This window comes from Caballeronia sp. LjRoot34 (assembly GCF_964253815.1).
Lineage (GTDB): Bacteria > Pseudomonadota > Gammaproteobacteria > Burkholderiales > Burkholderiaceae > Caballeronia.
On record NZ_CAXUSB020000001.1, the window covers coordinates 3,124,429 to 3,149,533 of the forward strand.

20 protein-coding genes and 1 other RNA gene are annotated in these 25,105 nt (G+C 60.0%); 7 read left to right on the forward strand and 14 right to left on the reverse strand.

Going from position 1 to position 25,105, the window contains the following annotated elements; translation table 11 throughout:
- Window positions 1-9: 9 nt before the first annotated feature.
- From ACSQ36_RS14065 to gyrA, 11 genes are all read right to left on the reverse strand, one after another.
- On the reverse strand, window positions 10-303 hold the full coding sequence (locus ACSQ36_RS14065; RefSeq protein ID WP_213768313.1) for a LapA family protein: 294 nt from the start codon (window positions 301-303) through the stop codon (window positions 10-12).
- Window positions 304-671: 368 nt separating this feature from the next.
- On the reverse strand, window positions 672-1,010 hold the full coding sequence (locus ACSQ36_RS14070; RefSeq protein WP_213768314.1) for an integration host factor subunit beta: 339 nt from the start codon (window positions 1,008-1,010) through the stop codon (window positions 672-674).
- Window positions 1,011-1,031: 21 nt separating this feature from the next.
- Window positions 1,032-2,747: a 30S ribosomal protein S1 gene (gene rpsA / locus ACSQ36_RS14075; protein ID WP_031361047.1), complete on the reverse strand. Its 1,716-nt coding sequence runs from the start codon at window positions 2,745-2,747 to the stop codon at window positions 1,032-1,034.
- 172 nt (window positions 2,748-2,919) lie between these two features.
- The gene (gene cmk, locus ACSQ36_RS14080) at window positions 2,920-3,600 is read right to left on the reverse strand and encodes a (d)CMP kinase (protein ID WP_213768315.1); all 681 of its coding nucleotides are present in this window, start codon (window positions 3,598-3,600) and stop codon (window positions 2,920-2,922) included.
- A gap of 73 nt (window positions 3,601-3,673) precedes the next feature.
- A complete protein-coding gene (gene aroA / locus ACSQ36_RS14085) occupies window positions 3,674-4,981 on the reverse strand; it encodes a 3-phosphoshikimate 1-carboxyvinyltransferase (RefSeq protein WP_436182326.1) in 1,308 nt (435 codons plus the stop codon).
- A gap of 17 nt (window positions 4,982-4,998) precedes the next feature.
- Entirely contained in the window at window positions 4,999-5,922 is a 924-nt protein-coding gene (locus ACSQ36_RS14090; RefSeq protein ID WP_436182327.1) for a prephenate dehydrogenase, read from the reverse strand.
- A 99-nt stretch (window positions 5,923-6,021) separates the two neighbouring features.
- On the reverse strand, window positions 6,022-7,137 hold the full coding sequence (gene hisC, locus ACSQ36_RS14095; protein WP_436182328.1) for a histidinol-phosphate transaminase: 1,116 nt from the start codon (window positions 7,135-7,137) through the stop codon (window positions 6,022-6,024).
- 25 nt (window positions 7,138-7,162) lie between these two features.
- Complete coding sequence (gene pheA / locus ACSQ36_RS14100; RefSeq protein ID WP_436182329.1) at window positions 7,163-8,245, reverse strand: prephenate dehydratase; 1,083 nt, start codon at window positions 8,243-8,245, stop codon at window positions 7,163-7,165.
- A gap of 66 nt (window positions 8,246-8,311) precedes the next feature.
- The gene (gene serC / locus ACSQ36_RS14105; protein ID WP_436182330.1) at window positions 8,312-9,394 is read right to left on the reverse strand and encodes a 3-phosphoserine/phosphohydroxythreonine transaminase; all 1,083 of its coding nucleotides are present in this window, start codon (window positions 9,392-9,394) and stop codon (window positions 8,312-8,314) included.
- A 203-nt stretch (window positions 9,395-9,597) separates the two neighbouring features.
- On the reverse strand, window positions 9,598-10,203 hold the full coding sequence (locus ACSQ36_RS14110; protein ID WP_213768319.1) for a DUF2059 domain-containing protein: 606 nt from the start codon (window positions 10,201-10,203) through the stop codon (window positions 9,598-9,600).
- A gap of 128 nt (window positions 10,204-10,331) precedes the next feature.
- Complete coding sequence (gene gyrA / locus ACSQ36_RS14115) at window positions 10,332-13,046, reverse strand: DNA gyrase subunit A (protein WP_213768320.1); 2,715 nt, start codon at window positions 13,044-13,046, stop codon at window positions 10,332-10,334.
- Window positions 13,047-13,789: 743 nt separating this feature from the next.
- Here gyrA and ompA point away from each other — a divergent pair.
- From ompA to ssrA, 4 genes are all read left to right on the forward strand, one after another.
- Window positions 13,790-14,446: an outer membrane protein OmpA gene (ompA, locus tag ACSQ36_RS14120; protein WP_436182331.1), complete on the forward strand. Its 657-nt coding sequence runs from the start codon at window positions 13,790-13,792 to the stop codon at window positions 14,444-14,446.
- A gap of 206 nt (window positions 14,447-14,652) precedes the next feature.
- On the forward strand, window positions 14,653-15,351 hold the full coding sequence (ubiG, locus tag ACSQ36_RS14125; protein ID WP_436182332.1) for a bifunctional 2-polyprenyl-6-hydroxyphenol methylase/3-demethylubiquinol 3-O-methyltransferase UbiG: 699 nt from the start codon (window positions 14,653-14,655) through the stop codon (window positions 15,349-15,351).
- A gap of 77 nt (window positions 15,352-15,428) precedes the next feature.
- The gene (gene gph, locus ACSQ36_RS14130) at window positions 15,429-16,145 is read left to right on the forward strand and encodes a phosphoglycolate phosphatase (protein WP_213768349.1); all 717 of its coding nucleotides are present in this window, start codon (window positions 15,429-15,431) and stop codon (window positions 16,143-16,145) included.
- A gap of 91 nt (window positions 16,146-16,236) precedes the next feature.
- Window positions 16,237-16,605: a transfer-messenger RNA gene (gene ssrA / locus ACSQ36_RS14135) on the forward strand.
- Window positions 16,606-16,861: 256 nt separating this feature from the next.
- Here the strand turns inward: ssrA and ACSQ36_RS14140 are convergent.
- The 3 genes from ACSQ36_RS14140 to ACSQ36_RS14150 form a co-directional block, all read right to left on the reverse strand.
- Window positions 16,862-17,938 carry a glycosyltransferase family 4 protein gene (locus tag ACSQ36_RS14140; protein ID WP_436182333.1) on the reverse strand — a complete coding sequence of 359 codons (1,077 nt, stop codon included), beginning with the start codon at window positions 17,936-17,938 and terminating at the stop codon, window positions 16,862-16,864.
- A gap of 500 nt (window positions 17,939-18,438) precedes the next feature.
- Window positions 18,439-18,702: a hypothetical protein gene (locus ACSQ36_RS14145; RefSeq protein WP_436182334.1), complete on the reverse strand. Its 264-nt coding sequence runs from the start codon at window positions 18,700-18,702 to the stop codon at window positions 18,439-18,441.
- A 180-nt stretch (window positions 18,703-18,882) separates the two neighbouring features.
- The gene (locus ACSQ36_RS14150) at window positions 18,883-19,971 is read right to left on the reverse strand and encodes a substrate-binding domain-containing protein (protein ID WP_436182335.1); all 1,089 of its coding nucleotides are present in this window, start codon (window positions 19,969-19,971) and stop codon (window positions 18,883-18,885) included.
- A 139-nt stretch (window positions 19,972-20,110) separates the two neighbouring features.
- Here ACSQ36_RS14150 and ACSQ36_RS14155 point away from each other — a divergent pair, with 139 nt between their 5' ends.
- Genes ACSQ36_RS14155 through fdhF form a run of 3 tightly spaced genes read left to right on the forward strand, consistent with a single transcriptional unit; the run spans window position 20,111 to window position 25,098 of the window.
- On the forward strand, window positions 20,111-20,608 hold the full coding sequence (locus ACSQ36_RS14155) for an NAD(P)H-dependent oxidoreductase subunit E (protein ID WP_213768350.1): 498 nt from the start codon (window positions 20,111-20,113) through the stop codon (window positions 20,606-20,608).
- Window positions 20,605-22,161: a formate dehydrogenase beta subunit gene (locus tag ACSQ36_RS14160; RefSeq protein WP_436182336.1), complete on the forward strand. Its 1,557-nt coding sequence runs from the start codon at window positions 20,605-20,607 to the stop codon at window positions 22,159-22,161. Before ACSQ36_RS14155 ends, ACSQ36_RS14160 begins: the two co-directional genes overlap by 4 nt.
- 15 nt (window positions 22,162-22,176) lie before the next feature.
- Complete coding sequence (gene fdhF / locus ACSQ36_RS14165) at window positions 22,177-25,098, forward strand: formate dehydrogenase subunit alpha (RefSeq protein WP_436182337.1); 2,922 nt, start codon at window positions 22,177-22,179, stop codon at window positions 25,096-25,098.
- Window positions 25,099-25,105: the final 7 nt, after the last annotated feature.

The following is a 25,105-nucleotide window of genomic DNA, read 5'->3' on the forward strand; positions in this document are numbered from 1 at the left end:
CGCGACCCGTCAGATCAGCGGCGGCATAGGCGGTTCCATCGGTACGACGGGCGCATCGCGCGCCACGCGCAGTTCGCGTTTGAGCCGGGCATTTTCCATCCGCAGGCGAAACAACGACGGCAGCGACGAGAGCAGTCCAGCAACCAGGCCGACAACAAAAAACGCCAGGCCGATCAGGATCAGCGGCGCCTGCCAGAAATAGCCGGCGAGAAAATTGAGCGTCGCGCTCTGCGTATTGGCCAACGCCAGCACGAGCAGGAGCACGAAAACCAGTACACGGATCAGCCAAACAAAAAATTTCATAAGGGTCTCTTTGGCGACAATAGCGGAACGACGCAGGACGTAACGTGGGCGGCGGGTGCAACACCGATATCCACGAGGGACGCAAAGCGCGGGCCACGCTGTCCTTGATCATTGGCGTCCGGTATTGTAATTGAAGCGTATGAGGCAATGCGCAACGGCTTGGACGATAGGCCGATCAGCAGGACGTTTGCGGGGGGTTTACTGTCTTATGGTGACGCGAAAGGAGACAGTGGCGAACGAGCGTGCACAAAGGTAGCGCCGTTGACGTGCGTCCGGCCAGGGCAAAAAAAAGCACCCTCGCGGGTGCTTTTTTCGGTCATTTGCCTCTGGCTGAGATCGGCTTGATACGGGATGAACTCGGACGCCGCTTAAACATCGTCGTCTTCGTCACTATCCGGTCCGTTCAACTGTTTCAGCGGCTCGCCCGCGCGACCGTCTACCCGTTCGCGCAACTCCTTGCCGGGCTTGAAGTGCGGTACGAATTTCTCCGGTACCTCCACCTTCTCCCCCGACTTGGGATTGCGTCCAACGCGTGATGGACGACGATTGAGGCCAAAACTGCCGAAGCCGCGAATTTCGATGCGATGGCCATTGGCCAAAGCATCCGACATCGCATCGAGCATCGTCTTCACCGCGAAATCCGCATCTTTAAGAACAAGTTGCGGAAATCGCAGCGCCAGTTGGGCGACCAATTCCGATTTGGTCATGCTGCAGCAATACCTTGCGGCTTAGCCGTTCTGGCCGTCGAGCTTGGCTTTCAACAGCGCGCCAAGGTTCGTCGTGCCGGTTGCAGCCGTGCTCGAATCAGCCGAAGCCAGACCACGGATTGCTTCCTGCTGTTCAGCCGAATCCTTGGCCTTGATCGACAGGTTGATGCCACGCGACTTGCGATCGATGTTGATGATCATTGCGTTGACCTTGTCGCCTTCCTTCAGCACGTTGCGAGCATCTTCCACGCGGTCCTGAGCGATTTCCGACGCGCGCAGATAACCTTCCACGTCCGCCGTCAACGTCACGACTGCACCCTTCGCGTCAACCGACTTGACCACGCCGTCAACCGTCGCGCCCTTGTCGTTCATTGCCACGAAGTTGCTGAACGGATCGCCTTCGAGTTGCTTGATACCCAGCGAAATGCGTTCCTTCTCGACATCGATGCCCAGAACGATAGCCTGGACTTCGTCGCCCTTCTTGTACTTGCGAACAGCTTCTTCGCCCGTTTCGCTCCACGACAGGTCCGAGAGGTGAACCAGACCGTCGATGCCGCCCGGCAAACCGATGAACACGCCGAAGTCGGTGATCGACTTGATGGCGCCTTCCAGCTTGTCGCCCTTCTTGAAGTTGCGGCTGAAGTCGTCCCACGGGTTCGGCTTGCACTGCTTCATGCCGAGGCTGATACGGCGGCGGTCTTCGTCGATTTCGAGAACCATGACTTCGACTTCGTCGCCGAGTTGCACAACCTTCGACGGTGCAACGTTCTTGTTCGTCCAGTCCATTTCCGACACGTGAACCAGGCCTTCGATGCCCGATTCCACTTCCACGAATGCGCCGTAGTCGGTGATGTTGGTAACCTTACCGAACAGGCGCGTGCCCGACGGGTAACGGCGGGAAATGCCTTCCCACGGGTCGTCGCCGAGTTGCTTGATACCCAGCGAAACGCGGTTCTTCTCTTGGTCGAACTTGAGGATCTTTGCAGTAACTTCCTGGCCAACCGACAGCACTTCGCTCGGGTGACGCACACGACGCCATGCGATGTCCGTGATGTGCAGCAGGCCGTCGATACCGCCGAGGTCCACGAATGCGCCGTAGTCCGTGATGTTCTTGACCACGCCTTCCACGATCGCGCCTTCCTTCAGCGTTTCGAGCAGCTTTGCGCGCTCTTCGCCTTGGGTAGCTTCGATCACAGCGCGGCGCGACAACACGACGTTGTTACGCTTGCGGTCAAGCTTGATCACGCGGAATTCGAGGGTCTTGCCTTCGTACGGAGTCGTGTCCTTGACCGGACGCGTGTCAACCAGCGAACCCGGCAGGAACGCGCGAATGCCGTTGACCATGACGGTCATGCCGCCCTTGACCTTGCCCGTGATCGTGCCGGTCACGAGTTCGTTGTTGTCCAGCGCTTTTTCCAGCGACAGCCACGAAGCCAGACGCTTCGCCTTGTCGCGCGACAGGATTGTGTCGCCATAACCATTTTCCAGGGCGTCAATAGCCACGGAAACAAAGTCGCCCGCCTGCACTTCTACCTCGCCCGCGTCGTTCAGGAACTCTTCGAGCGGGATGTAGGCTTCGGACTTGAGACCAGCGTTGACAACCACGAAATTGTGGTCGACGCGCACGACTTCGGCGGAAATAACTTCACCCGCACGCATGTCCTGCTTGGTCAACGACTCTTCGAACAGAGCCGCAAAAGATTCGGTAATCGGGGTAGATGTTTGCAGGTCGGACATAAAAATCTATAGTTGCGCAGCTGCTTCGCGATGCCTGCCCGAACTGTTCGGGCCGATGACAAAAAAGGCGAACGCCACACGGGGTTGAGGGGTTAAAACACGCTCCATGTTTCTCATGGAGCTCCAAAACAAAGCCTTCGAAATGTCGGCTTTTTCCAACAATTGCAACGAACTACACGTGAATCGCATTAAACCAACCGATGATCTGATCGACCGCCTGGTCGATGGATAGCCCGGAGGTGTCCAGCGTCTTCGCGTCCACTGCAGGCTTGAGCGGCGCGGCTACACGATTGCTGTCCCGTGCGTCCCGCTCGCGCAAATCTCGCAGCAAGTCTTCCATATTAGCAGAAAAGCCTTTTTGTATCAATTGCTTATGCCGCCGCGCGGCCCGCGCTTCAACGCTGGCCGTGAGAAACACCTTGAGCGTTGCATCGGGAAAAATGACGGTGCCCATGTCGCGGCCGTCGGCCACCAGCCCCGGAAGCTTGCGGAACGCCCGCTGGCGCGCAATCAGCGCTGTCCTAACCTGGCCGTGAACAGCAATCGCTGAAGCCCGGTTGCCGATTTCCTCGGCACGAATTTCCGTCGATACATCCACGCCGTCGAGCTGCGCACAGCCTTCCCGGAACGTGATGTGGAGTTCCGCGACGAGTTCAGCGAGCGCGTCGCCGTCCTCGGGATCGATGTTGTAGCGCGCGCTCGCGAGCGCGGTGAGCCGGTACAGCGCGCCGCTATCGAGTAAATGGAAGCCTAGCGTGGCGGCAACCAGCGCGGCGACCGTGCCTTTGCCCGAAGCCGTCGGGCCATCGATGGTGATAACCGGAGTCTGGTGAAACGGACGAATGTGTTTCATCGGAGGCGTCCGGATCGGCGGGTGGCTGCGCGCGGGGTCGGGGCTTTCATCGCTGTGGTTATATTGGTCATGGTCATCGGGCCTTCGCGAGCTTGGCGAATTGCTCGAAGTAATCCGGGAAGGTCTTGCCGACGCATTTCGGGTCATTGATGCGCACCGGCACGCCCCCAAGGCTCACGAGCGAAAAACACATGGCCATGCGGTGGTCGTCATAAGTGTCGATAGCGGCATTCGGCGTCAACGCGGCCGGCGGCGTGACGATCAGGTAGTCCTCGCCCTCCTCGACCGTCGCGCCGACCTTGCGCAACTCGGTCGCCATCGCGGCAATCCGGTCCGTTTCCTTCACGCGCCAGCTCGCAATATTGCGCAGCGTGGTCGTGCCGGTCGCGAACAGCGCGGCGACGGCAATGGTCATGGCGGCATCGGGGATCAGGTTGAAATCCATGTCGATGGCCATCAGCTTGCCGTCGTCGGATTCCACACCGCGCACTTCGATCCAGTCATCGCCCAGCATGACGTTCGCGCCCATGCGGATCAGCGCATCGGCGAAATTCACGTCACCCTGAATGCTCGCACGGCCCACGCCCTCCACGCGCAGCGGACCACCGCCCAGCGCGCCGGCCGCGAGGAAATACGACGCCGACGACGCATCGCCTTCCACTGCAATGGTTCCCGGCGACGCATAGCGCGCGCCGGCTGGCAGCGTAAAACTCTTCCAGCCGTCGCGTTCGACGGTCAGGCCGAAACGCTCCATCAGCTTGATCGTGATGTCGATATACGGCTTCGAAATCAGCTCGCCATCCACTTCCACAACAATCGGGCCGCGCGATTTCTGCGCCAACGGCAAGCTCATCAGCAACGCGGTCAGGAACTGGCTGGAGACATCGCCACGCACGCGGATCGGTTGATCGACGGCAATGTCGGCCGGATGAATCCGCAGCGGCGGAAAACCGTCATTCGCTTCGTAATCGATCTTCGCGCCAATCTGACGCAAGCCATTGACGAGATCGCCGATCGGCCGTTCGTGCATGCGCGGCACGCCATGCACGCGATATTCACCGCCGTTCAACGCTAACGCGGCGGTGAGCGGACGCACCGCGGTGCCCGCGTTGCCAAGAAAAAGCTCCGCCGATTTCACCGGAAAACGGCCGCCGGTGCCTTTCACGACACAGCGTTCGCCATCGTTTTGCACCTCGACGCCCAATGTATTGAGCGCCGCGAGCATCACGCGGGTGTCATCGGAATCGAGCAGGTTCGTGATCACCGTTTCGCCCTCAGCCAGCGCGGCGAGCAGCAGGACGCGGTTTGAAATGCTCTTCGATCCGGGCAGCCGGACCGTGCCGGACGCACGCGAAAAAGGTCCGAGATCGAGGTGTTCCATGAGTCAGTTCCAGTTAGCTATTGTGCGGAATCGTCGGCGGCTTTGATCGCGCCGCCGTGTTGCCAAACGGTCCGCGCCGTGCGCGAGCGTTCGAAGGCAGCTTCGAGCGCGGCGCCGTCGGAGGTGTCGATAGCCCGGCGAAAACGCGCCAGCACGTTGGTATAAGCATCGATTTCGCTCAGCAGCGCTGCCCGGTTCGCGATGCATATGTCGCGCCACATTTCCGGACTTGACGCCGCGATCCGCGTGAAATCGCGGAACCCGCCGGCGGCGAACGAAAACTTCAGCGCTGCATCCGGCGCTTGCAGAATCATCTCGACCAGCGCGAACGACAACACGTGCGGCAAATGGCTCACCGACGCGAGGACGCTGTCGTGCTGCTCGGCCGTCATTCGATGCACGATTGCGCCGGTCGCGAGCCACATATCAGCAACGCGCTCCACGACTTCCGGCGAGTTCTCCGGCAACGGACACAGCACGACATTACGGTCAACGTAAAGATCAGGGATGGCGGCATCGGGACCACTTGATTCCCGGCCGGCGATCGGATGGCCCGGCACAAATTGCGCAACGCGCTCGCCCAGCGCTGCACGCGCGGCCGCGACAACGTCATTTTTTGTGCTGCCAGCATCGGTCACGATGGTGCTGGTGTCCAGAAACGGGGCAATCCGCCGCAGCAGCGGCTCGGTTTGCGCAACCGGCGCGGCGACCAGCACGAAGTCGGCGCCACGCAGCGCGAGTTCGAGCGCGCGGTCGTCGTCGAGAAACACGGCCGAATCGATTACGCCAAGTTCCCGCGCACGCTCGACGGTCTTGATCGAGCGCCCGACGCCCACGACTTCACCCGTCGCGCCAGCCCGTTCGCGCAAAGCGCGCGCGAGTGAGCCGCCGATCAGGCCGACACCAAAAATGACGATTTTATTGAAAGAGAACGCGGCCACGAGACATCGATGAAAACGCGCCTTTCGGCGCGAGGGTGAACAATCGAAACAATCCGTGCATTTCTAGAAAATAGAAACGCATGGCCGAAACAGAAACAATCAGGCAGTTGCCGCCAACGACTTTTCGAGCGCCGCGATAAACGCGTCGTTCTCTTCCGGCAAGCCGATCGTGACACGCAGCCATGGCAACAAACCGTAGTTGGCGACTGGCCGCACGATCACGCCTTGCTTGAGCAACGAGAGATTCACGCGCTGCCCGGCGGCGTCGTCATTACCTACGCGCACCATCACGAAGTTGCCATCGGACGGGACATATTCCAGGCCGAGTTTGTCGAAGGCTTCCGTCAGCCGACGATACCCCGCCGCGTTGATCTCGGCGCTCTTCGCCAGGAACGCGGTGTCCTTCAACGCGGCAATCGCGGCGGCTTGCGCCAGCGAATTCACGTTGAACGGCTGGCGCAGGCGATTCAGCAGATCGGTTTGCTCCGGTTGCGCAATGGCGAAACCCACGCGCAGTCCAGCCAGCCCGAACGCCTTTGAAAATGTCCGCGACACGAGCAGATTCGGATAACGACGCACCCATTCGATGGAATCGTAGCGCTTGCTCTTCGACAGGTATTCCGTGTACGCCTCGTCCAGCACGATCGCCACGTGACGCGGCACGCGTGCAATGAACGCTTCAAGCGTCCGACCGTCGATAAACGTGCCCGTCGGATTGTTCGGATTCGCAACGAACACGAGACGCGTGTCGTCGGCGATGGCGGCGAGCATCGCTTCAAGATCGTGACCGTACTTCACGGCCGGCACGACAATCGCACGCGCGCCCAGACCCTGCGTGGCAAGCGCATACACCGCGAACGAGTATTGCGCGTAGACAATCGACTGTCCCTTCTCGACGAACGCATGCGCGGCGATTTCGAGGATGTCATTGCTGCCGTTGCCCAGCGTGATCCATTCCGGCGGCACGCCGTGACGTTCGCTCAACGCGGCCTTCAGGTCGAAACCGTTCGCGTCCGGATAACGGCCGAGTTCCTGCATGGCTTGCGCCATCGCGAGCTTGGCCGACTCAGGGATGCCGAGCGGATTTTCATTCGACGCGAGCTTCACGATGTCCGCTTCGTTCAGTCCGAATTCACGCGCCACTTCCGAAATCGGCTTGCCGGCAATATAAGGCGCGATCGCGCGCACGTAGGAAGGGCCGAATTGCGATGTCATGTTTTCTCCAGCGGTTTTAAAGGGCTCAACGAGCGCGCGGGTACGAGCCGAGGATCTTGAAGAACTCGGCCTTTTCGCCCAGTTCCTTGAGCGCGGCGGCGACCGCTGCGTCCTCACGATGTCCTTCCACGTCGATATAAAAGTAATATTCCCACGTGCCGACGCGCGCTGGACGCGACTCGAAACGGGTCATCGATACCCCGTGACGAGCCAGCGGTTCCAGCAGTTTCAGCAACGCGCCCGGCTCGTTCGCCACCGACACGATCAATGACGTCTGGTCATACCCGCTTACGCCTGTACGCTCCTTGCCAATCATCACGAAGCGCGTGCGGTTGTGCGGGTCGTCCTGGATCAGCGCGCTGACCACGCCAAGTCCATAATGCGTGGCCGCGCGGTCCCCCGCGATAGCCGCGATAGTCGGGTCACCCACCGCCAGCCGCGCCGCTTCCGCATTACTCGATACCGCCTGGCGCGCGAGCGTGGGTACATTCGCCGTCAGCCAGTGCTGGCATTGCGCGAGCGCTTGCGGGTGCGCGAACACGCGCGTCACGCCATTGAGCGTGCCGGACGCCGTCAGCAGGTTGTGGTGAATCGGCAAAGCCAGTTCGCCGCTGATCACGAGCGACGTTTGCAGCAACAGATCGAGCGTGCGCGAAACCGCGCCTTCCGCTGAATTCTCAACCGGCACCACGCCGAACTCGGCCGCGCCGGCTTCGACCGAGCGAAACACTTCGTCGATGGAAGGGCACGGCAGACCTTCGATGGAATGTCCGAAATACTCGACCATCGCCTGCTCGCTGTAGGTCCCGACCGGGCCGAGATAAGCCGCGCGCAGCGTCTTTTCGAGCGCACGGCTCGCGGCCATGATCTCGCGCCAGATCGAGCTGATGTGATCGTCGGCGAGTGGCCCTTCACTCATTTCCTGGAGCCGCGCGATTACCTGCATCTCGCGCTCGGGGCGAAACACCGGCGCGTTGAAATGCTTCTTCACCTCGCCCACTTCGAGCGCGACGGCGGCGCGCTGGTTCAGGAGCGCGATGAGCTGCGCGTCGAGCGCGTCGATGCGTTCGCGCAGCGGTATGAGTCGTGAATTAAGGTCGTCGTCCATGCGTTGTATGAGATGAGTCGATCCGGCTTGGCGGGGCAAGCATCGGACGGGAGGCCAGACCTGCTTTCAGGCGCTGGCCTGCTCGAATTCCTTCATATACTCGACGAGCGTCTTCACCGCTTCGAGCGGCACCGCGTTATAGATGGACGCGCGCATGCCGCCGACCGACTTGTGGCCTTTCAGCTGCAGCAGGCCACGCGCTTTTGCGCCGGCCAGGAATGCTTCGTTACGGGATTCGTCGGCGAGAAAGAACGGTACGTTCATCCTCGAGCGCGACTGACGCTCGACTTTGTTCAGATAGAAACTGCTGGCGTCGATAGTGTCGTACAGCAGCGTCGATTTTTCGATGCTGCGTGCTTCCATGGCTTCCAGGCCGCCCTGCTTTTTCAGCCATTTGAACACCAGGCCGGCAATGTAGATGGCGTAGGTGGGCGGCGTGTTGTACATGGAATTGTTCTCGGCGACGGTCTTCCATTCGAACGCCGACGGGCAGATGGCCAGCGCGCGGTCGAGCAGATCCTCGCGCACGATCACGACCGTCACGCCCGCCATGCCGATATTCTTCTGCGCGCCGCCGAACAGCACGCCGTATTTCGCGATGTCCATCGGGCGGGACAGAATGTGCGACGACGCGTCGGCGACGAGCGGCACCGAACCGAGATCGGGAATCTCAAAGGTCTCGACGCCGTCGATAGTTTCGTTCGTGCAGATATGGACGTAGGCCGGATCGTCGGAAAGATGCCATTCGGCGATCTTCGGCACATGGGTGAAACCCTGTTCCGTCTTGCCGTTTGCAGCAATGTGCGGCGTGCCGTACTTCTGCGCTTCCTTGAACGATTTCTGCGACCACGAGCCAGTCACGACAAAATCCGCGGTTTTCCGCGCGCCCAGCATGTTCAGCGGAACGATCGCGTTCTCACCTATGCCGCCGCCCTGCAGGAACAGGATCCTGTGCGACGCGGGCACTTTCAGCAGGTCACGAAGATCAATCAGCGCAGCTTCATGGATCGACATGAACTCAGCGCCGCGATGGCTCATTTCCATCACGCTCATGCCGCTACCGTGCCAATCGAGCATTTCGTCGGCAGCTTGACGGAGTACTTCCTCGGGCATTGCTGCAGGACCAGCGGAGAAATTGAAGACGCGCATCTGATAAACACCCCGAAAAACCGGACGCAATAAAGAGAACGCCAGCGAGGAAAACGCCAGCGAAAAACCGCTGAATAACGTTAAACCCCGCCACGAAAAACAAATGGCTGTTTGCGTCTGAACGCAAACAGCCATTATCGCACCGTCCCATAAACCCGCCAAACTACAGCCGCCCGGGCGGCAGCGGGTTTTGGCAGCCTGGCTTACTTGGCCGGCTTGACAGCAGCCACTTCCTTGTCCGCTTGCGTGCGGGTGGCCTTGATCGATTGCGGCATGTACTTCTGCATCAGACCGTTCACCACGTCACGACCAACCTGGTCCTGAACCTGGATGAACTTGCGACCCGTCGGGCTCTTGTAGAACGACGTCAGGTCTTTGATTTCAGCCGTCGTGTAGTACTTCGCGTATGCGTCGTACTGTGCCTGCATGGCGTCCTGACGGAACGAGTCGGTCGCGAAGACCTGACCTGCCGAATCAACCAGCTTCGGTACCGTGTCCTTCTGGAGCTGAGGAACAGCGGCTTGCTTCTGCTTGTCGTTCAGCGTCTTGTTTTCGCTCAAAGCGTCGGACAGGATGGCAGGAACCAGTTGCTTCGACTGCATTTGTGCGCTGTTACCAATGGCGCCGACGAGCTTTTGCGCGTCGATTGCGTCCAGCAGGTCCTTGATCGCAGCTTGCTTCGCCGGATCCGGTGCCGCTGTGGCTGCGTCTGCAGCCGGCGTCGTCGCTTGGCTCTGGAGCGATTGAGCCGATGCGAAAGCCGGTACCAAAGCAGCCAGCAACATCCATTGTTTAAACTGTTTTTGCATCATTACTCCCTTAAAAAAATTTTGCTTTCATCGCGGCGCGACTCGGCATTTGCTCAAGTCGCGCAGCTTATCCATTCAAGCTTTCAGAAACAGAACAGGCAGAACAGGCGCTGGTTGCGAACATTCGGTCAGGACGTGCCGTCCTCATCGCCTTCCGGCGTGTCGTCCGGCGTATCGCCAACGTCAGCGTCATCCGCTGCATCGGTCGAATCATCAGCCGCAACGCTGGCCGATGGTTCGCCGGCCTCGCCTGCATCACCTTCCAGATCGGCGTCGAGTTCGACTGCCACTTCCGCCTCGGCGATATGCTGCAAGCCGGACAGCTTCGTGCCGTCGTCAAGACTGATGAGTGTAACACCTTGGGTTGCACGGCCCATTTCACGGATCTCCGACACCCGCGTGCGAATCAGCACACCGGTATTGGTGATCAGCATGATCTCGCTTTCCGGCTCGACGAGCGTTGCGGCGACCACCTTGCCGTTACGTTCCGACGTCTGGATAGCGATCATTCCCTTCGTGCCGCGGCCGTGACGGGTGTATTCGTCGATCGGCGTACGCTTGCCGAAACCGTTCTCGGTCGCGGTCAGTACCGACTGGTTTTCACCGCCGGCGACGAGCAACGCGATGACCTGCTGCCCTTCTTCCAGTTGCATGCCGCGCACGCCACGCGCTTCGCGGCCCATGGCACGAACGTCGTTTTCGTCGAAACGCACCGCCTTGCCCGAATCCGAGAACAGCATCACGTCATGCTGACCGTCCGTAATGGCCGCACCGATCAGGAAATCGCCGTCGTCAAGACCGACCGCGATGATGCCCTTGCGCAGCGGCCGGCTGAATGCCTCCAGTGGCGTCTTCTTGACCGTACCCAGCGAGGTCGCCATGAAGACGTATTTATCGGCGGAGAATTCCTTGATCGGCAGCACGACGTTGATCTTCTCGCCGTCCTGCAACGGGAACATGTTCACAATCGGCCGGCCACGCGAATTCCGCGAACCCTGCGGCACTTCGTAGACCTTGATCCAGTAAACACGGCCACGGTTCGAGAAACACAGCATGTGGTCGTGCGTGTTCGCGATGAAGAGCGTGTCGATCCAGTCGTCTTCCTTCATCTGCGTGGCCTGCTTGCCGCGGCCGCCACGCTTTTGCGCCCGGTATTCGGACAATGGCTGCGACTTGACGTAGCCGGTGTGCGACATGGTCACGACCATTTCCTGCGGCGTGATCAGGTCTTCGGTATTCAGTTCGGTCGCGTTCAGTTCGATGCGCGAACGGCGGTCATCGCCGAATTCAGCACGAATGGACGTCAATTCCTCGACGATGATCGCGCGAATCCGTTCCGGGCGCGCCAGGATGTCGAGCAAATCGGCGATTTGCGCCATCACTTCCTTGTACTCGCCGACAATCTTGTCCTGCTCGAGCCCGGTCAGGCGTTGCAGGCGCATTTGCAGAATTTCCTGCGCCTGAACGTCGGACAGCTTGTACATCCCGTCGGCCTGCATGCCGTACGCCGGATTCAAGCCTTCCGGCCGATACGCCTGACGCCCGCCCGATTCCTCGGTTTCGGCGCGCGACAACATTTCGCGCACGATTTCCGAGTCCCAGGCGTTGTTCATCAAGTCCTGCTTCGCGATCGGCGGAGTCGGCGCGGCCTTGATGATGCGGATAAATTCGTCGATATTCGCCAGCGCGACCGCCAGGCCTTCCAGTACGTGGCCACGATCCCGCGCCTTGCGCAGCTCGTATACAGTGCGCCGCGTCAGCACTTCCCGCCGATGCGACAGGAAACACTCCAGCATCTGCTTCAGGTTCAGCAAACGCGGCTGGCCGTCGACCAGCGCGACCATGTTGATGCCGAACGTGTCCTGGAGCTGCGTCATCTTGTACAGATTGTTCAGCACCACTTCCGGCACTTCGCCGCGCTTCAGCTCGACCACCACGCGCATGCCGCTCTTGTCGGATTCGTCGCGGATGTCCGAGATGCCTTCGATCTTCTTCTCGTTCACCAGCTCCGCAATGCGCTCAAGCAGCGTGCGCTTGTTCACCTGATACGGGATTTCGTCGACGATGATCGCCATGCGCTGGCCGCGGTCGATCTCTTCGAAGTGCGTGGTCGCGCGCATCACGACGCGTCCGCGACCCGTTCGATAACCGTCCCTCACACCCGAGACGCCATAAATCACGCCGTACGTCGGGAAATCCGGCGCCGGAACGATTTCCATCAGTTCGTCGATGGTCGTGTCGGGGTTATTCAGCAGATGCATGCAGGCATCGACGATTTCGCGCAGGTTATGCGGCGGAATGTTCGTCGCCATGCCCACGGCAATGCCGGCAGACCCATTGATCAGCAGATTGGGAATTCGAGCCGGCAGGACCAGCGGCTCGCTTTCACTGCCGTCGTAGTTCGGACCGAAGTCGACCGTTTCCTTGTCGATATCCGCCAGCAATTCATGGCCGATCTTCGCCATGCGGATTTCGGTGTATCGCATGGCGGCGGCGTTGTCGCCGTCGACCGAACCGAAATTGCCTTGCCCGTCGACCAGCATGTAGCGAAGCGAAAACGGCTGCGCCATCCGCACGATGGTGTCGTAGACCGACTGGTCACCATGCGGGTGATATTTACCGATAACGTCGCCCACAATACGCGCCGACTTCTTGTAGGCGCGATTCCAGTCGTTGTTCAGTTCGTGCATGGAATACAGCGCGCGGCGGTGGACTGGCTTGAGGCCGTCGCGGACATCGGGGAGCGCTCGCCCCACGATCACGCTCATCGCGTAATCGAGATATGAGCGGCGCATTTCCTCCTCAAGGGAGATTGGCAGGGTCTCTTTGGCGAATTGATCCATTTATCCGTGTCTTGAACTGTGCGGCGCCGGCGCGGAATAAAAGCCTCTTTTGCGGCGTTTTACCCGGATTCACCGTCGTTTAGCATCGGCATTGCGAACGCAACGCATCACGCGATTCTAACATGCGCGACATCCGCTCCCGGAGCACATGCGTATACATAGAGTCGGAACAGCGCGGATTGGGAAATTCAGGGACACAACAGCGTGACGAGAGATCGAGCGGGACAGCACGGACCGGCGCGGGCCGATAACCAGCATGGCATCAGCGTGAAAGCGCATGAAGCGAGCCCACGAAACAAACGGTAGCGAAAGCTTACAAATTGCCGCACGCAACAAAGTGAAAACGTCAGACTAACCCGCTATCATTCGGCCTCACGGGTTTTGACGCCGCCAATTACCGCGCGAAAAACCGTCGAAAAAAAATGTATTGATGTTTTGGGAAAAAGTTCCGGGGTGGCACGCATTGTGCGCATGTTCGGCACGCATCAAACCCTGCGATTCCCATGCCCCGTCTTGTTGCGCATGCACCACATAAGGTTGCGGGCGTTGGGGGGCCGGGGATATTTTTATCGTTGCAAGGGAACGATATGGCAAAATGCGAACGCACAAAGTTAGACACTGCTCGAAGTCTACACACAGCGTTTTGTTCCGCGGTAATGTTATACTTCGAGCAATGTATGACTTGTCTTCGTCAACAAGGCTCGCAGTAAACCTGCGGTAATCTCAATTTCGAGAGGAGAAATATGAATAAACTTTCAAAGCTCGCGTTCATTGCAGCTACCGCAGTTATGGCTGCATCGGCTATGGCGCAATCGGTCCCGGCTTCGCGTCAGGCAGTGGACGACAACTGGGTGAACGGCACGGGCGAGTGGGTGTGGATGAACGGCACGAACGAGCTTTGCTGGCGTAACGCGTTCTGGACCCCGGCAACGGCCAACGCAAAGTGCGACGGCGCGCTGGTAGCGACAGCACCGACGCCGCCGGCTCCGGTCGCTCCTGTTGCTCCGGTCATCCAGAGCCAGAAGATTACGTACCAAGCTGACGCTCTGTTCGACTTCGACAAGGCTATCCTGAAGCCGGCTGGTAAGGAAAAGCTTGACGATCTCGCATCGAAGATTGGCGACCTGAACCTGGAAGTTGTGGTCGCAACGGGTTACACGGACCGTATCGGTTCGGACAAGTACAACGATCGCCTGTCCCTGCGTCGTGCACAAGCTGTCAAGGCATACTTGGTCAGCAAGGGTATCGAAGCCAACCGTATCTATACGGAAGGCAAGGGTAAGCGTAACCCGGTTACGACGGGTTGCAACCAGAAGAACCGCAAGCAACTTATCGCCTGCCTCGCACCGGATCGTCGCGTGGAAGTCGAAGTTGTTGGAACCTCGCGTCAGTCGCAGTAATACGCGACAGATTGCCGCAGGATCAAAGCCCCGCTTCGGCGGGGCTTTTTTTATGTCCGGCGCATCTAGCTGCACTCTTGCTGCACACCCGGCGCGTCCCTTTGCTCGACCGGCCTGGGCTCGTGACGCGTTTCACCGGCTCTCGCCACCGCCTATATACTTGGTGCTTGACCGTTCCTGACCTTATGTTTCAAGGCTATCCGCACATGATCAACGCCGATCCCCACGAGCTTCAAAAATTCAGCGAGCTGGCTCATCGCTGGTGGGACCCGAATGCGGAGTTCAAGCCATTGCACGAACTCAATCCTGTGCGGCTCGACTGGATTGACGCTCTCGCGCATCTACCGGGCAAGCGCGCGCTGGATATCGGGTGCGGCGGCGGCATCCTGTCTGAATCAATGGCCCTGCGCGGCGCGAAGGTGAAAGGCGTGGATCTTTCATCAAGCGCGCTGGGCGTGGCCGACCTGCATAGCCTGGAGAGCGGCGTTGAGGTCGAATACGAAGAGATCGCGGCCGAGACGCTGGCGGTGCGGGAACCCGGCAGTTATGACGTGGTGACCTGCATGGAGATGCTCGAGCACGTGCCCGATCCGGCCGGGATCGTGCAGGCTTGCGCAACGCTCGTCAAACCCGGCGGCTGGGTGTTTTTCTCCACGCTCAACCGCAATGCCAAGGCGTATTTGCTCGCGGTGATCGGCGCGGAATACATTGCCCGGATGCTGCCGCGTGGCACGCACGATTACGCGCGGTTCATCAAGCCGTCAGAACTTGCGCAATACGTGCGTTCCGCGCAACTTGATATCGTAGAGATCAAGGGGATTACCTACCGGCCGCTCAGCAAGCGCTTCAGTCTCTCCGACGACTCCAGCATCAACTATCTGATGGCTTGCCGTCGCCTAGCCTGACGGGAACAGACATGAACGATCGCCCAAGTGATGCCGATCCCACGCCTCCGAGCGTCATCGAACCTGTACGGACTTTCATGAGCGACGACCCGACGCCCCTGCCCCAGCATCAAATCGACAAGACCCGGCTGAAGCTCTGCCAAGCGGTCTTGTTCGATCTCGACGGTACCATCGCCGACACCGCGCCCGATCTCGTCGCCGCAGTCAACAAGATGCGGCACGACCGCGGGCTGGAAATGCGGCCGCTCGAAACCCTGAGGCCGTTGGCATCGGCGGGTGCGCGCGGTTTGCTGGCCGGCGCGTTCGAGATCGAGCCGGAGCATCCCGATTACGCGTCCATGCGGGAGGAGTTTCTCGCCAACTATGAGGCGGATTTGTGCATCGAGACGACGCTGTTTCCGGGTATCGACGAATTGCTCGATCAACTCGATGCACGCGGCGTGCGCTGGGGCATTGTGACCAACAAAGCAACCCGGCTGGCCGAACCGCTAGTGGCGCTGCTGGGACTGGCTGAGCGCGCGGCGTGTCTTGTTTGCGGCGATACCACCCCGCATTCGAAGCCTCATCCGGCGCCGTTGCTGCATGCCGCGGAATTGATGGAAGAGAAGCCTGAGCGTGTGGTGTATGTGGGCGACGACCTGCGCGACGTCCAGGCCGGTTTCGCGGCCGGCATGGTCACGGTGGCGGCCGCCTACGGGTACTGCGGGACGGACTTGCCGCCCACCCGGTGGCATGCGGATCACGTGGTGGAAACGACCATTGAATTGCAACATCTGCTACGCGATGTGCAATAACGCGCATCAATGTACCGTGACGGCTGTGGCGTCCCGGACCGGTTCTGCGGTGAAAACGCGGACGAAACTGTGAGATAATGAGCAATGCTTCGGGGGCGACCTGGTTTCGACAGGGGTTGCGAAGCGGCTAGGGCATACCGAGGACCCGTCACCTCGTAAATCAATGGGAAAAACGTAACTGCAAACGACGAAACGTTCGCACTGGCAGCCTAAGGGCCGCCTGCCTCTCCCTAGTTTACTGACGGACTAGAGTCGCAAGACCGGTAGCAATACCGCGAGAGGTCATATACGTCAGATAAGCCTTGGTGGCGTCATGACATCCGGGTCGAAAATTTAGTGAATCGCCGAAGCGAAGCGTGTTCGTCCGCGTCGCCAGGTTAAATCAAATGATAGAACTAAGTATGTAGAACTGGTCGTAGAGCGCTACTGGACGCGGGTTCGATTCCCGCCGCCTCCACCAAATAGCCTTCTGTAACACTAAAGTTTGAACAAAACCCCCGCGCAGCTTGAGCCGCGCGGGGGTTTTTTGTTTGTTGGCGACGGTCGGGTGCTGCCGCTGACTGGCGCCCCGTGTGAATACGGCACGTCCGTAGCCGCATTCAAGCGCGGGTTGCCATGCCTGCTGCAGATCCAGACCGCGCGGCGCCCCACAGCAAAAGCGCGCCGCCGAAAATCCGGCGACGCGTTGCACATCGAATCGATCCGATTCAACTAGATCAACTCAGCCCTACCCGTGGGTTGAGCACGTCCCAGGCAATTGCGAGATAACGGTCCGCCGTGCTTTGCAACGTCAGGCCGTTGAGCGGCCGCGTGGTTCTCGGTTGCGACAAGGCATCGAGCAACGCGCGGCCGTAGGCATCGGCGTCGCTGGTGTTGAGTAGTTCAACGCCCGGAAAATCATCGGCGAACGCGAACGAGGGAATCGCATTGCCCACGACAGGAATTCCCGACGCCAGCGCCTCCAGGAACCCGATGCTGTGCGCCTCGAAACTCGAAGGCATAGCGAACGCGTGCGACCCGCGCAAAATCTCCGCGACATTCGATTGCGGACCAATCACCTTCACACGATCGTTCAACGCCAAGTCATCCACGAGTTTCAGGATGGCCGCGTGATACTCAAGGTTTTCAATCACGCCGCACAGCAGCAACCGCACATCGGGCTCGGCGGCGGCAACGCGCGCAAACGCCTGCACCGTCTGCAACTGATTCTTCTCCGGGATATATCGGCCGATCTGGACAATTTGCCTGAAACCGGTCGATGGCAATGGCTCGCTCGCTTGCTCGAAACGCGAAATATCAACGCCGTTCGGCACCACGATCATGGAGGGATGCGAACCAACTTCCTTGACGTAATCGTCGATATTCTTCTGCGACACGCCGATCACCGCTTTCGCCCGTCCCGACAGCAACCGTTCGGCAAGTAGCAGCGCGTTGTTCGCGAAGTCGTTGGCGCCAGAATGCATGACCCAGACGATCGGCACGCGCGTCGGCAATGCACGCACGTACAAGGCCGGAATAGTGGCGTGCGCAAAAATGATGTCGGGTTTGAACCGTCGAATGGCACGATGCAGGAACAGCAGTCGCCCTGCTTTGCCAAGCGAGTGCTCCGGGAAAAAACATACGACATTGTTAACACGCAATTCAGCGCTGATGTGCTGGAAATCGTTGTGCTCAGGCATCAGCGAAGTAATGCAAACGTCGTGACCGCCCCGCTGATGCCCAATGGCCACACCCTTGGCAAGCACCTCTGCACCAGATAAGCGGGGTGCAAGAATGACTTGAAGAATTCTCATTTTGTTGTCTTCCCCTCGGCGATCCGAATGTCCCATTGCGGCCATGCCGTCATGCGGATAAGTGCCTATCCGCATCCCCTCGTCCACGCTTCTCTGGCGCGGGCGTCGGCCGGCTCGCTTGATTGTTTTTAATGAATTATGAAATGCGTCTGTCATCGAACTCCGCTCAATGCACGCACCATTAAGATACCCGAGCGCATTCAGCGCACGCCGCCATCAGGTAGCATTAATCGGTCGGTAATGAGCGGTAACAAACGTTGCGCCGGGGAACTCGTTTAAAAGACGCCGGCGTGGCTGAAGATCGAGGCAAAAAGGCAGGGTTAACGCTGTTTGGCAGAACTAAGCCGTAGAAATAACCCGTAGAACAGGCCCTATTATGAGACGGCCGTGTCGGGCTGCAGCGGTGTGGCGGTTTTAAGCCAATGGCACACAGCAAGCCAGCGGCTTCGATACCAGCCGCCGCGTGCGAGCCTGGACTTCTTGTCAGCAGTCTTGCAGGCTTATTGGTCCTGCGGACATTGCAGGTTACAACCGTTCGGGTCCCCCAGGTCACCGCGCTTGCGCTTCGCCGACACGCCGTTTTGATACTTGTCCGAAGGAGCGGAAGCAGCAAACGGGAGCTGTGGGTGTTGTTTCAGGCGAAACTGATCCTGCAAGATGCCACCGGGAACACCAGGGGAATTCTGGGCAAACGCGACGGGCACAAAAGCAACGGCGCTAACAACAAACGCGATCAACGCGGCAAGGCTCAAAAGCAATTTCATGGCAGCAGTAACGGTGAGTAAAACGGTCGACGGTTAAACGTTTGGCCAGAGGCATCTCCGGCGTGGTGAACGGTGATAAAACGTCCTGCGCAACACCACCGGCATTCCCCGCTAACCATCAGGTTAACGTAATTCTAAACGTAAGGCTCCGGATCAGCCGGACAGGCCGGGTCTAAATGGTTACCGCGCGTTTCCGGTCGCTCCGCTGAGCGCCGCCTCGAGCTCAAGCAGTTGCCCGCAAAAAGCCGGGTCGTAGCCCTCCAGATGCGCCACGCTGTCCCGGAACACGTCGCTGCGCAGTACCGCCAGCAGGCCGCTGAGCCCCGCATCGTTGAGTTTGTCGCGATCGCACGCGAACAAGTAGTCCTCGTCGATCACCGGAATGAAGTCCAGCGCAAACTGCTGCGCGGCCGGCTGTACGCCGAAGCCAAGATCGGCCATGCCGCTCGCGACAAATGCAGCGATAGCCGAATGCGTCAGTTCGGCGGTGGCATAGCCGTTAATGCTCGCGGGATCGACGCCTATCTGGCGCAGCGCCAGATCCAGCAACATGCGCGTACCCGATCCGGGCTGGCGGTTGACGAAGCGGATGTCGTCGCGAGCGAGGTCATGCAAACCGCGTATGCCTTTGGGATTGCCCTTGGGCAGAAACAGGCCCTGCGTGCGCCGCGTCAGATGGATCAGCCGATGCCGCCCTGCGTCGAGCCAGGGCCGGTAGATCTCGGCGCAACTCGCGCGGAATTCGCCGATCGGCAAGTGGAAACCTGCCAGCTCGCACTCGCCGCGTGCGAGCGCGGTGACGGCTTCAGCGCTCTCGCGGTATTTGATGTCGGCGGGAATTTGCTTCGTGGCCAGCGCGTCCACCAGCGCCGCAACGGCGTACCCGTGCGAGGCGTGAATCCGTACCTCGCCAACGGCGCGCGACAGCCGCCGGTTCAGTTCGCCGGCCACTTCGCTGGCCAACGCCTGAAGTGGTCCATCGAGCCGCTCGTTCGACAAACGCTGCGCCCGCAGCACTGCTTCGCCGAGCTCCGACAGCACCGACCCGCGTCCACGCGACTTCGTAATCAGCGCCCCACCCAACCGCGTCTCTATGTCGCGCAAAAGGCCCCACGCGTGCCGATAGGACAAACCCTTAGCCGACGCAGCTTGCGCGATGCTTCCCGTCTGCGAAACCAGCAGCAGCAACGGCACGGCCGCGCTGAGACTGGCTTCGCGGCCCGCAGCGTCACGCAGGACGAGCTCCGTACGGCATTCGACATCGATCATATGTAGTCCCAGTTCCTATTGCCATCGACCGATTAGCCTCGTATCTTGCATATCACGGGCTCGGTGCAGCAAATTATAAGACCGATATATGCATTTATAAAACATATACCGAGCAATGGAGACTCCCCACATGGTCCAGATGCCTCACAACCACCAGAATCAGCCCGCCGGTACGCCCGATGAGCGCGTCGCGCGCCATCTGAAAAAGGGTGCGTCGCTGCTTGCCGTGCTGCACGCCATTCAGGACGAAGCCGGTTACATTCCCGCCGATGTCATCGCCCCGCTCGCTCAGGCCATGTCGCTGTCGCGCGCGGAAGTGCACGGCGTGATCACCTACTACCACCATTTCCGCTCCGAGCCGCCTGCGCGCGTGACCGTGCAGTTGTGTCGTGCCGAGGCTTGCCGGAGCATGGGAACGGAGGCGCTGGCGGCACATATCGAAGGGCATACGGGTTGCAAGTTCGATTCCGGTCATCAAGTCGATACCGAGCTCGAGACCGTGTATTGCCTTGGGCAATGCGCGTTGTCGCCGGCCATGACGATCAACGGCGAGCTGTACGCCCGCGTCACCCCGCAGAAGTTCGAACGGCTGTATGAAGCGGCGCGCGTTCATTCGAGCGCGGAGGATCTGGTATGACGCGTATCTACGTCCCTTGCGATTCGTCGGCACTCGCGCTCGGCGCTGATCGCGTCGCGCTGGCAGTGGCGGCTGAAGCCCAGAGACGCGGGATTGAAGTTGAAGTCGTGCGCAACGGTTCGCGCGGCATGCTGTGGCTCGAACCGCTGGTCGAAGTGGAGACGGCTGAAGGCCGTATCGGTTATTCGAATGTGGATGAAGACGATGTCGCCGCGCTCCTCGATGCCGACCTGGCAAACGGCGGCGCGCATGAAAAGCGCGTCGGCGTAGTCGACACCTTGCCGTGGCTTGCGAAACAACAACGCCTGACGTTCGCGCGCATCGGCATCACGGACCCGCTTTCCACCGATGACTACGTGAAGCATGGCGGCCTCGAAGGTTTGCGCAAAGCGCTTGAAACCGATGGCGACGCCGCCTGCGAAGCGCTGCTCGAATCAGGCCTGCGAGGACGCGGCGGTGCAGCGTTCCCGGCCGGTATCAAATGGCGCACGGTGCGGGCTGCATTGGCGCCGCAAAAGTACATCGTCTGCAACGCCGACGAAGGCGATTCTGGCACGTTCTCGGACCGGCTGGTCATGGAAAGCGATCCGTACATGTTGATCGAAGGGATGATCATCGCGGGGATCGTGACCCGGGCAACGAAGGGTTATATCTATGTGCGCAGCGAATATCCGCACGCGATTGCAACGCTGAACCGCGCCATCGATAAAGCCGGCGATGCAGGCTGGCTTGGCGCGAGTGTGCTCGGCAGCGACAAGGCATTCGAACTGGAAGTGGCCAAAGGCGCCGGTTCGTATGTCTGCGGCGAAGAAACGGCGTTGCTCGAGTCGCTTGAGGGCAAACGCGGGGTAGTCCGCGCGAAGCCGCCGGTACCTGCTTTGGTCGGTTTGTTTGGGCAGCCGACGGTGATCAATAACGTCATCACCCTGGCGACGGTGCCCATCATCTTCGCCAAAGGCGCCGCGTTTTATCGCGACTTCGGCATGGGTCGCTCGCGCGGCACGCTGCCGTTCCAGATTGCTGGCAACGTGAAGCAAGGCGGCCTCGTGGAGCTGGCGTTCGGCGTCACCCTGCGTGAACTAATATATGAATATGGCGGCGGCACGGCAAGCGGCCGGCCGGCGCGCGCCGCGCAAGTCGGTGGTCCGCTCGGCACGTATCTGCCCGAAAGCCAATGGGATATTCCCATGGACTACGAAGCATATGCAGCGGTCGGTGCGGTGGTCGGGCATGGCGGTATCGTGATTCATGACGACACGTCGAACCTCGCCGATCTCGCCCAGTACGCCATGCACTTTTGCGCCGTCGAATCGTGCGGCAAATGCACGCCGTGCCGCATAGGTTCGACTCGTGGCATTGAAGTCATCGCGAAGATCCGTGCAGGAGACACCTCGCCAAAACAGGTCACGCTGCTGCGCGATCTCTGCGACACCATGGTTTCTGGCTCACTCTGCGCGATGGGCGGCATGACGCCGTATCCGGTGCTGTCGGCACTCGACCATTTCCCTGAAGACTTCGGTCTGTCCAGAAAGCCGTCGCAGAAAGCGGCTTAAAAGAAGGAACACAACATGTCCAACTCATCCTGCGGTTCCGGCAATTGCGCGTGCAAGACAAAACTGCGCGATCCCTTCGACGATACCGACTACGGCACGCCGCTGCGCCATGCGGATATCGACGTGACGCTCGACATCGATGGTACGACGGTGACCGTGCCGGCGGGAACGTCGGTGATGCGTGCGGCGATCGAGGCCGGCGTCAACGTCCCGAAGCTTTGCGCGACGGATTCGCTTGAGCCGTTTGGTTCGTGCCGTCTGTGCCTGGTCGAGATTGAAGGCAAGCGCGGTTATCCAGCGTCGTGCACGACGCCCGTGGAAGCCGGGATGAAAGTGCGGACACAGACGAACAAGCTGCAATCGCTGCGCAAGAACGTGATGGAGTTGTATATCTCCGATCACCCGCTCGACTGCCTCACCTGCCCTGCCAACGGCGACTGCGAGTTGCAGGACATGGCGGGCGTGGTCGGCTTGCGTGAAGTCCGCTACGGCTATGAAGGCGCGAATCACCTGAAGGACAAGAAGGACGAATCGAATCCGTATTTCACGTACGACGCGTCGAAATGCATTGTCTGCAATCGATGCGTGCGCGCGTGCGAGGAAACGCAAGGGACGTTCGCGCTGACCATCGCGGGACGGGGTTTCGAGTCGCGCGTGGCCGCGAGTGAAAACCAGCCGTTCATGGAATCCGAATGCGTGTCGTGCGGCGCGTGCGTGGCGGCTTGCCCGACCGCGACGCTGCAGGAAAAAACCGTGATCATGCTCGGCCAGCCCGAGCATTCGGTTGTGACGACGTGCGCGTATTGCGGCGTCGGCTGTTCGTTGAAAGCCGAGATGAAGGGCAGCGAAGTCGTGCGCATGGTGCCGAACAAGAACGGCCAGGCAAACGATGGTCACGCGTGCGTGAAAGGCCGCTTTGCATGGGGCTACGCCACGCACAAGGATCGCATCACCAAGCCGATGATCCGCGCGAAGATCACCGATCCGTGGCGCGAAGTAAGCTGGGAAGAAGCGCTCTCGTACGCGGCCAGCGAATTCCGTCGCATCCAGGACAAACATGGCGTGGATTCGATTGGCGGGATTACATCGTCGAGATGTACGAACGAGGAAACCTACCTCGTGCAGAAACTCGTGCGCGCGGCGTTCGGCAACAACAATGTCGATACCTGTGCCCGCGTTTGTCACTCGCCGACCGGTTATGGCCTGAAGACGACGCTGGGTGAATCGGCGGGAACGCAGACGTTTGCGTCCGTCGAGAAAGCCGATGTGATTGTGGTGATCGGCGCGAATCCGACCGATGGCCACCCGGTGTTTGCATCGCGGCTCAAGCGCCGGGTGCGTGAAGGTGCGCAACTGATCGTGGTGGACCCGCGCCGTATCGATATCGTGAATACGCCGCACGTGAAGGCGTCGCATCATCTGGCATTGCGGCCGGGCACGAACGTCGCCATGGTCAACGCGCTCGCGCACACGATTGTGACCGAGGGCCTGGTGAAGGAAGAGTTCGTCGCCGAGCGCTGCGAACCGCGTGCGTTCCAGCAATGGCGCGACTTCGTGACGCTCGAAGAGAACTCGCCCGAAGCCATGGAAGCCATTACCGGCGTCCCGGCGCAATCCGTGCGCGAAGCCGCGCGCATCTATGCGAATGCCGGCAACGGTGCGATCTACTACGGCCTGGGCGTGACGGAACATGCGCAAGGCTCGACGACGGTCATGGGCATCGCGAACCTCGCGATGGCTACCGGCAACGTGGGGCGTGAAGGCGTGGGCGTGAATCCGTTGCGCGGTCAGAACAACGTGCAGGGTTCCTGCGACATGGGTTCGTTCCCGCACGAGTTGCCGGGTTATCGCCATATCAGCGACGCGGCGGTGCGCGCGTTGTTCGAAGAAGCGTGGAGCGTCAAGCTGCAATCGGAGCCGGGCCTGCGCATTCCCAACATGTTCGATGCCGCGGTTCATGGCAGCTTCCTTGGCCTTTACTGCCAGGGCGAGGACATTGTTCAATCCGATCCGAATACGCAGCATGTAGCGAAGGCGTTGTCGTCGATGGAATGCATCGTCGTGCAAGATATCTTCCTGAACGAGACGGCCAAATACGCACACGTGTTCCTGCCGGGTTCATCGTTCCTCGAGAAAGACGGCACGTTCACCAACGCCGAACGCCGCATCTCGCGCGTGCGCAAGGTCATGCCGCCGCTGCCGGGACTGGCTGATTGGGAGGTCACGATCAAGCTCGCCCGCGCGCTCGGTTATGAAATGAACTACACGCATCCGTCGCAAATCATGGACGAAATCGCGCGCCTCACGCCTACGTTCACCGGCGTGTCGTACAAGCGTCTCGATGAACTCGGCAGCATTCAGTGGCCGTGCAACGCGCATGCGCCGAACGGCACGCCGACGATGCACATCGACGAATTCGTGCGCGGCAAGGGCCGATTCGTCATCACGAAGTTCATCGCGACGCCGGAGAAGGTCACGCGCAAGTTCCCATTGCTGCTCACCACGGGTCGCATCCTGTCGCAGTACAACGTGGGCGCGCAGACGCGGCGCACGGAGAACTCGCGCTGGCATGACGAGGATCGGCTGGAGATTCATCCGCATGACGCCGAGGATCGCGGCATCAAGGCCGACGATTGGGTGGGGATTGAATCGCGTGCCGGGCAGACCGTGCTGCGCGCAAAGGTCACCGAGCGGATGCAGCCGGGCGTGGTGTACACCACATTCCACTTTCCGGAGTCCGGCGCAAACGTGATCACAACCGACTCTTCAGACTGGGCCACGAATTGTCCTGAGTACAAGGTGACGGCGGTGCAGGTCATGCCGGTGGAACAGCCCTCGCAATGGCAGAAGGATTATTCGCGCTTCAATACGCAGCAGTTGGAGTTCCTCGAGTTGCGCGATTCGACGGTGGCGGCGGTGACGTCGTCGGGGAAATGAGCATGGA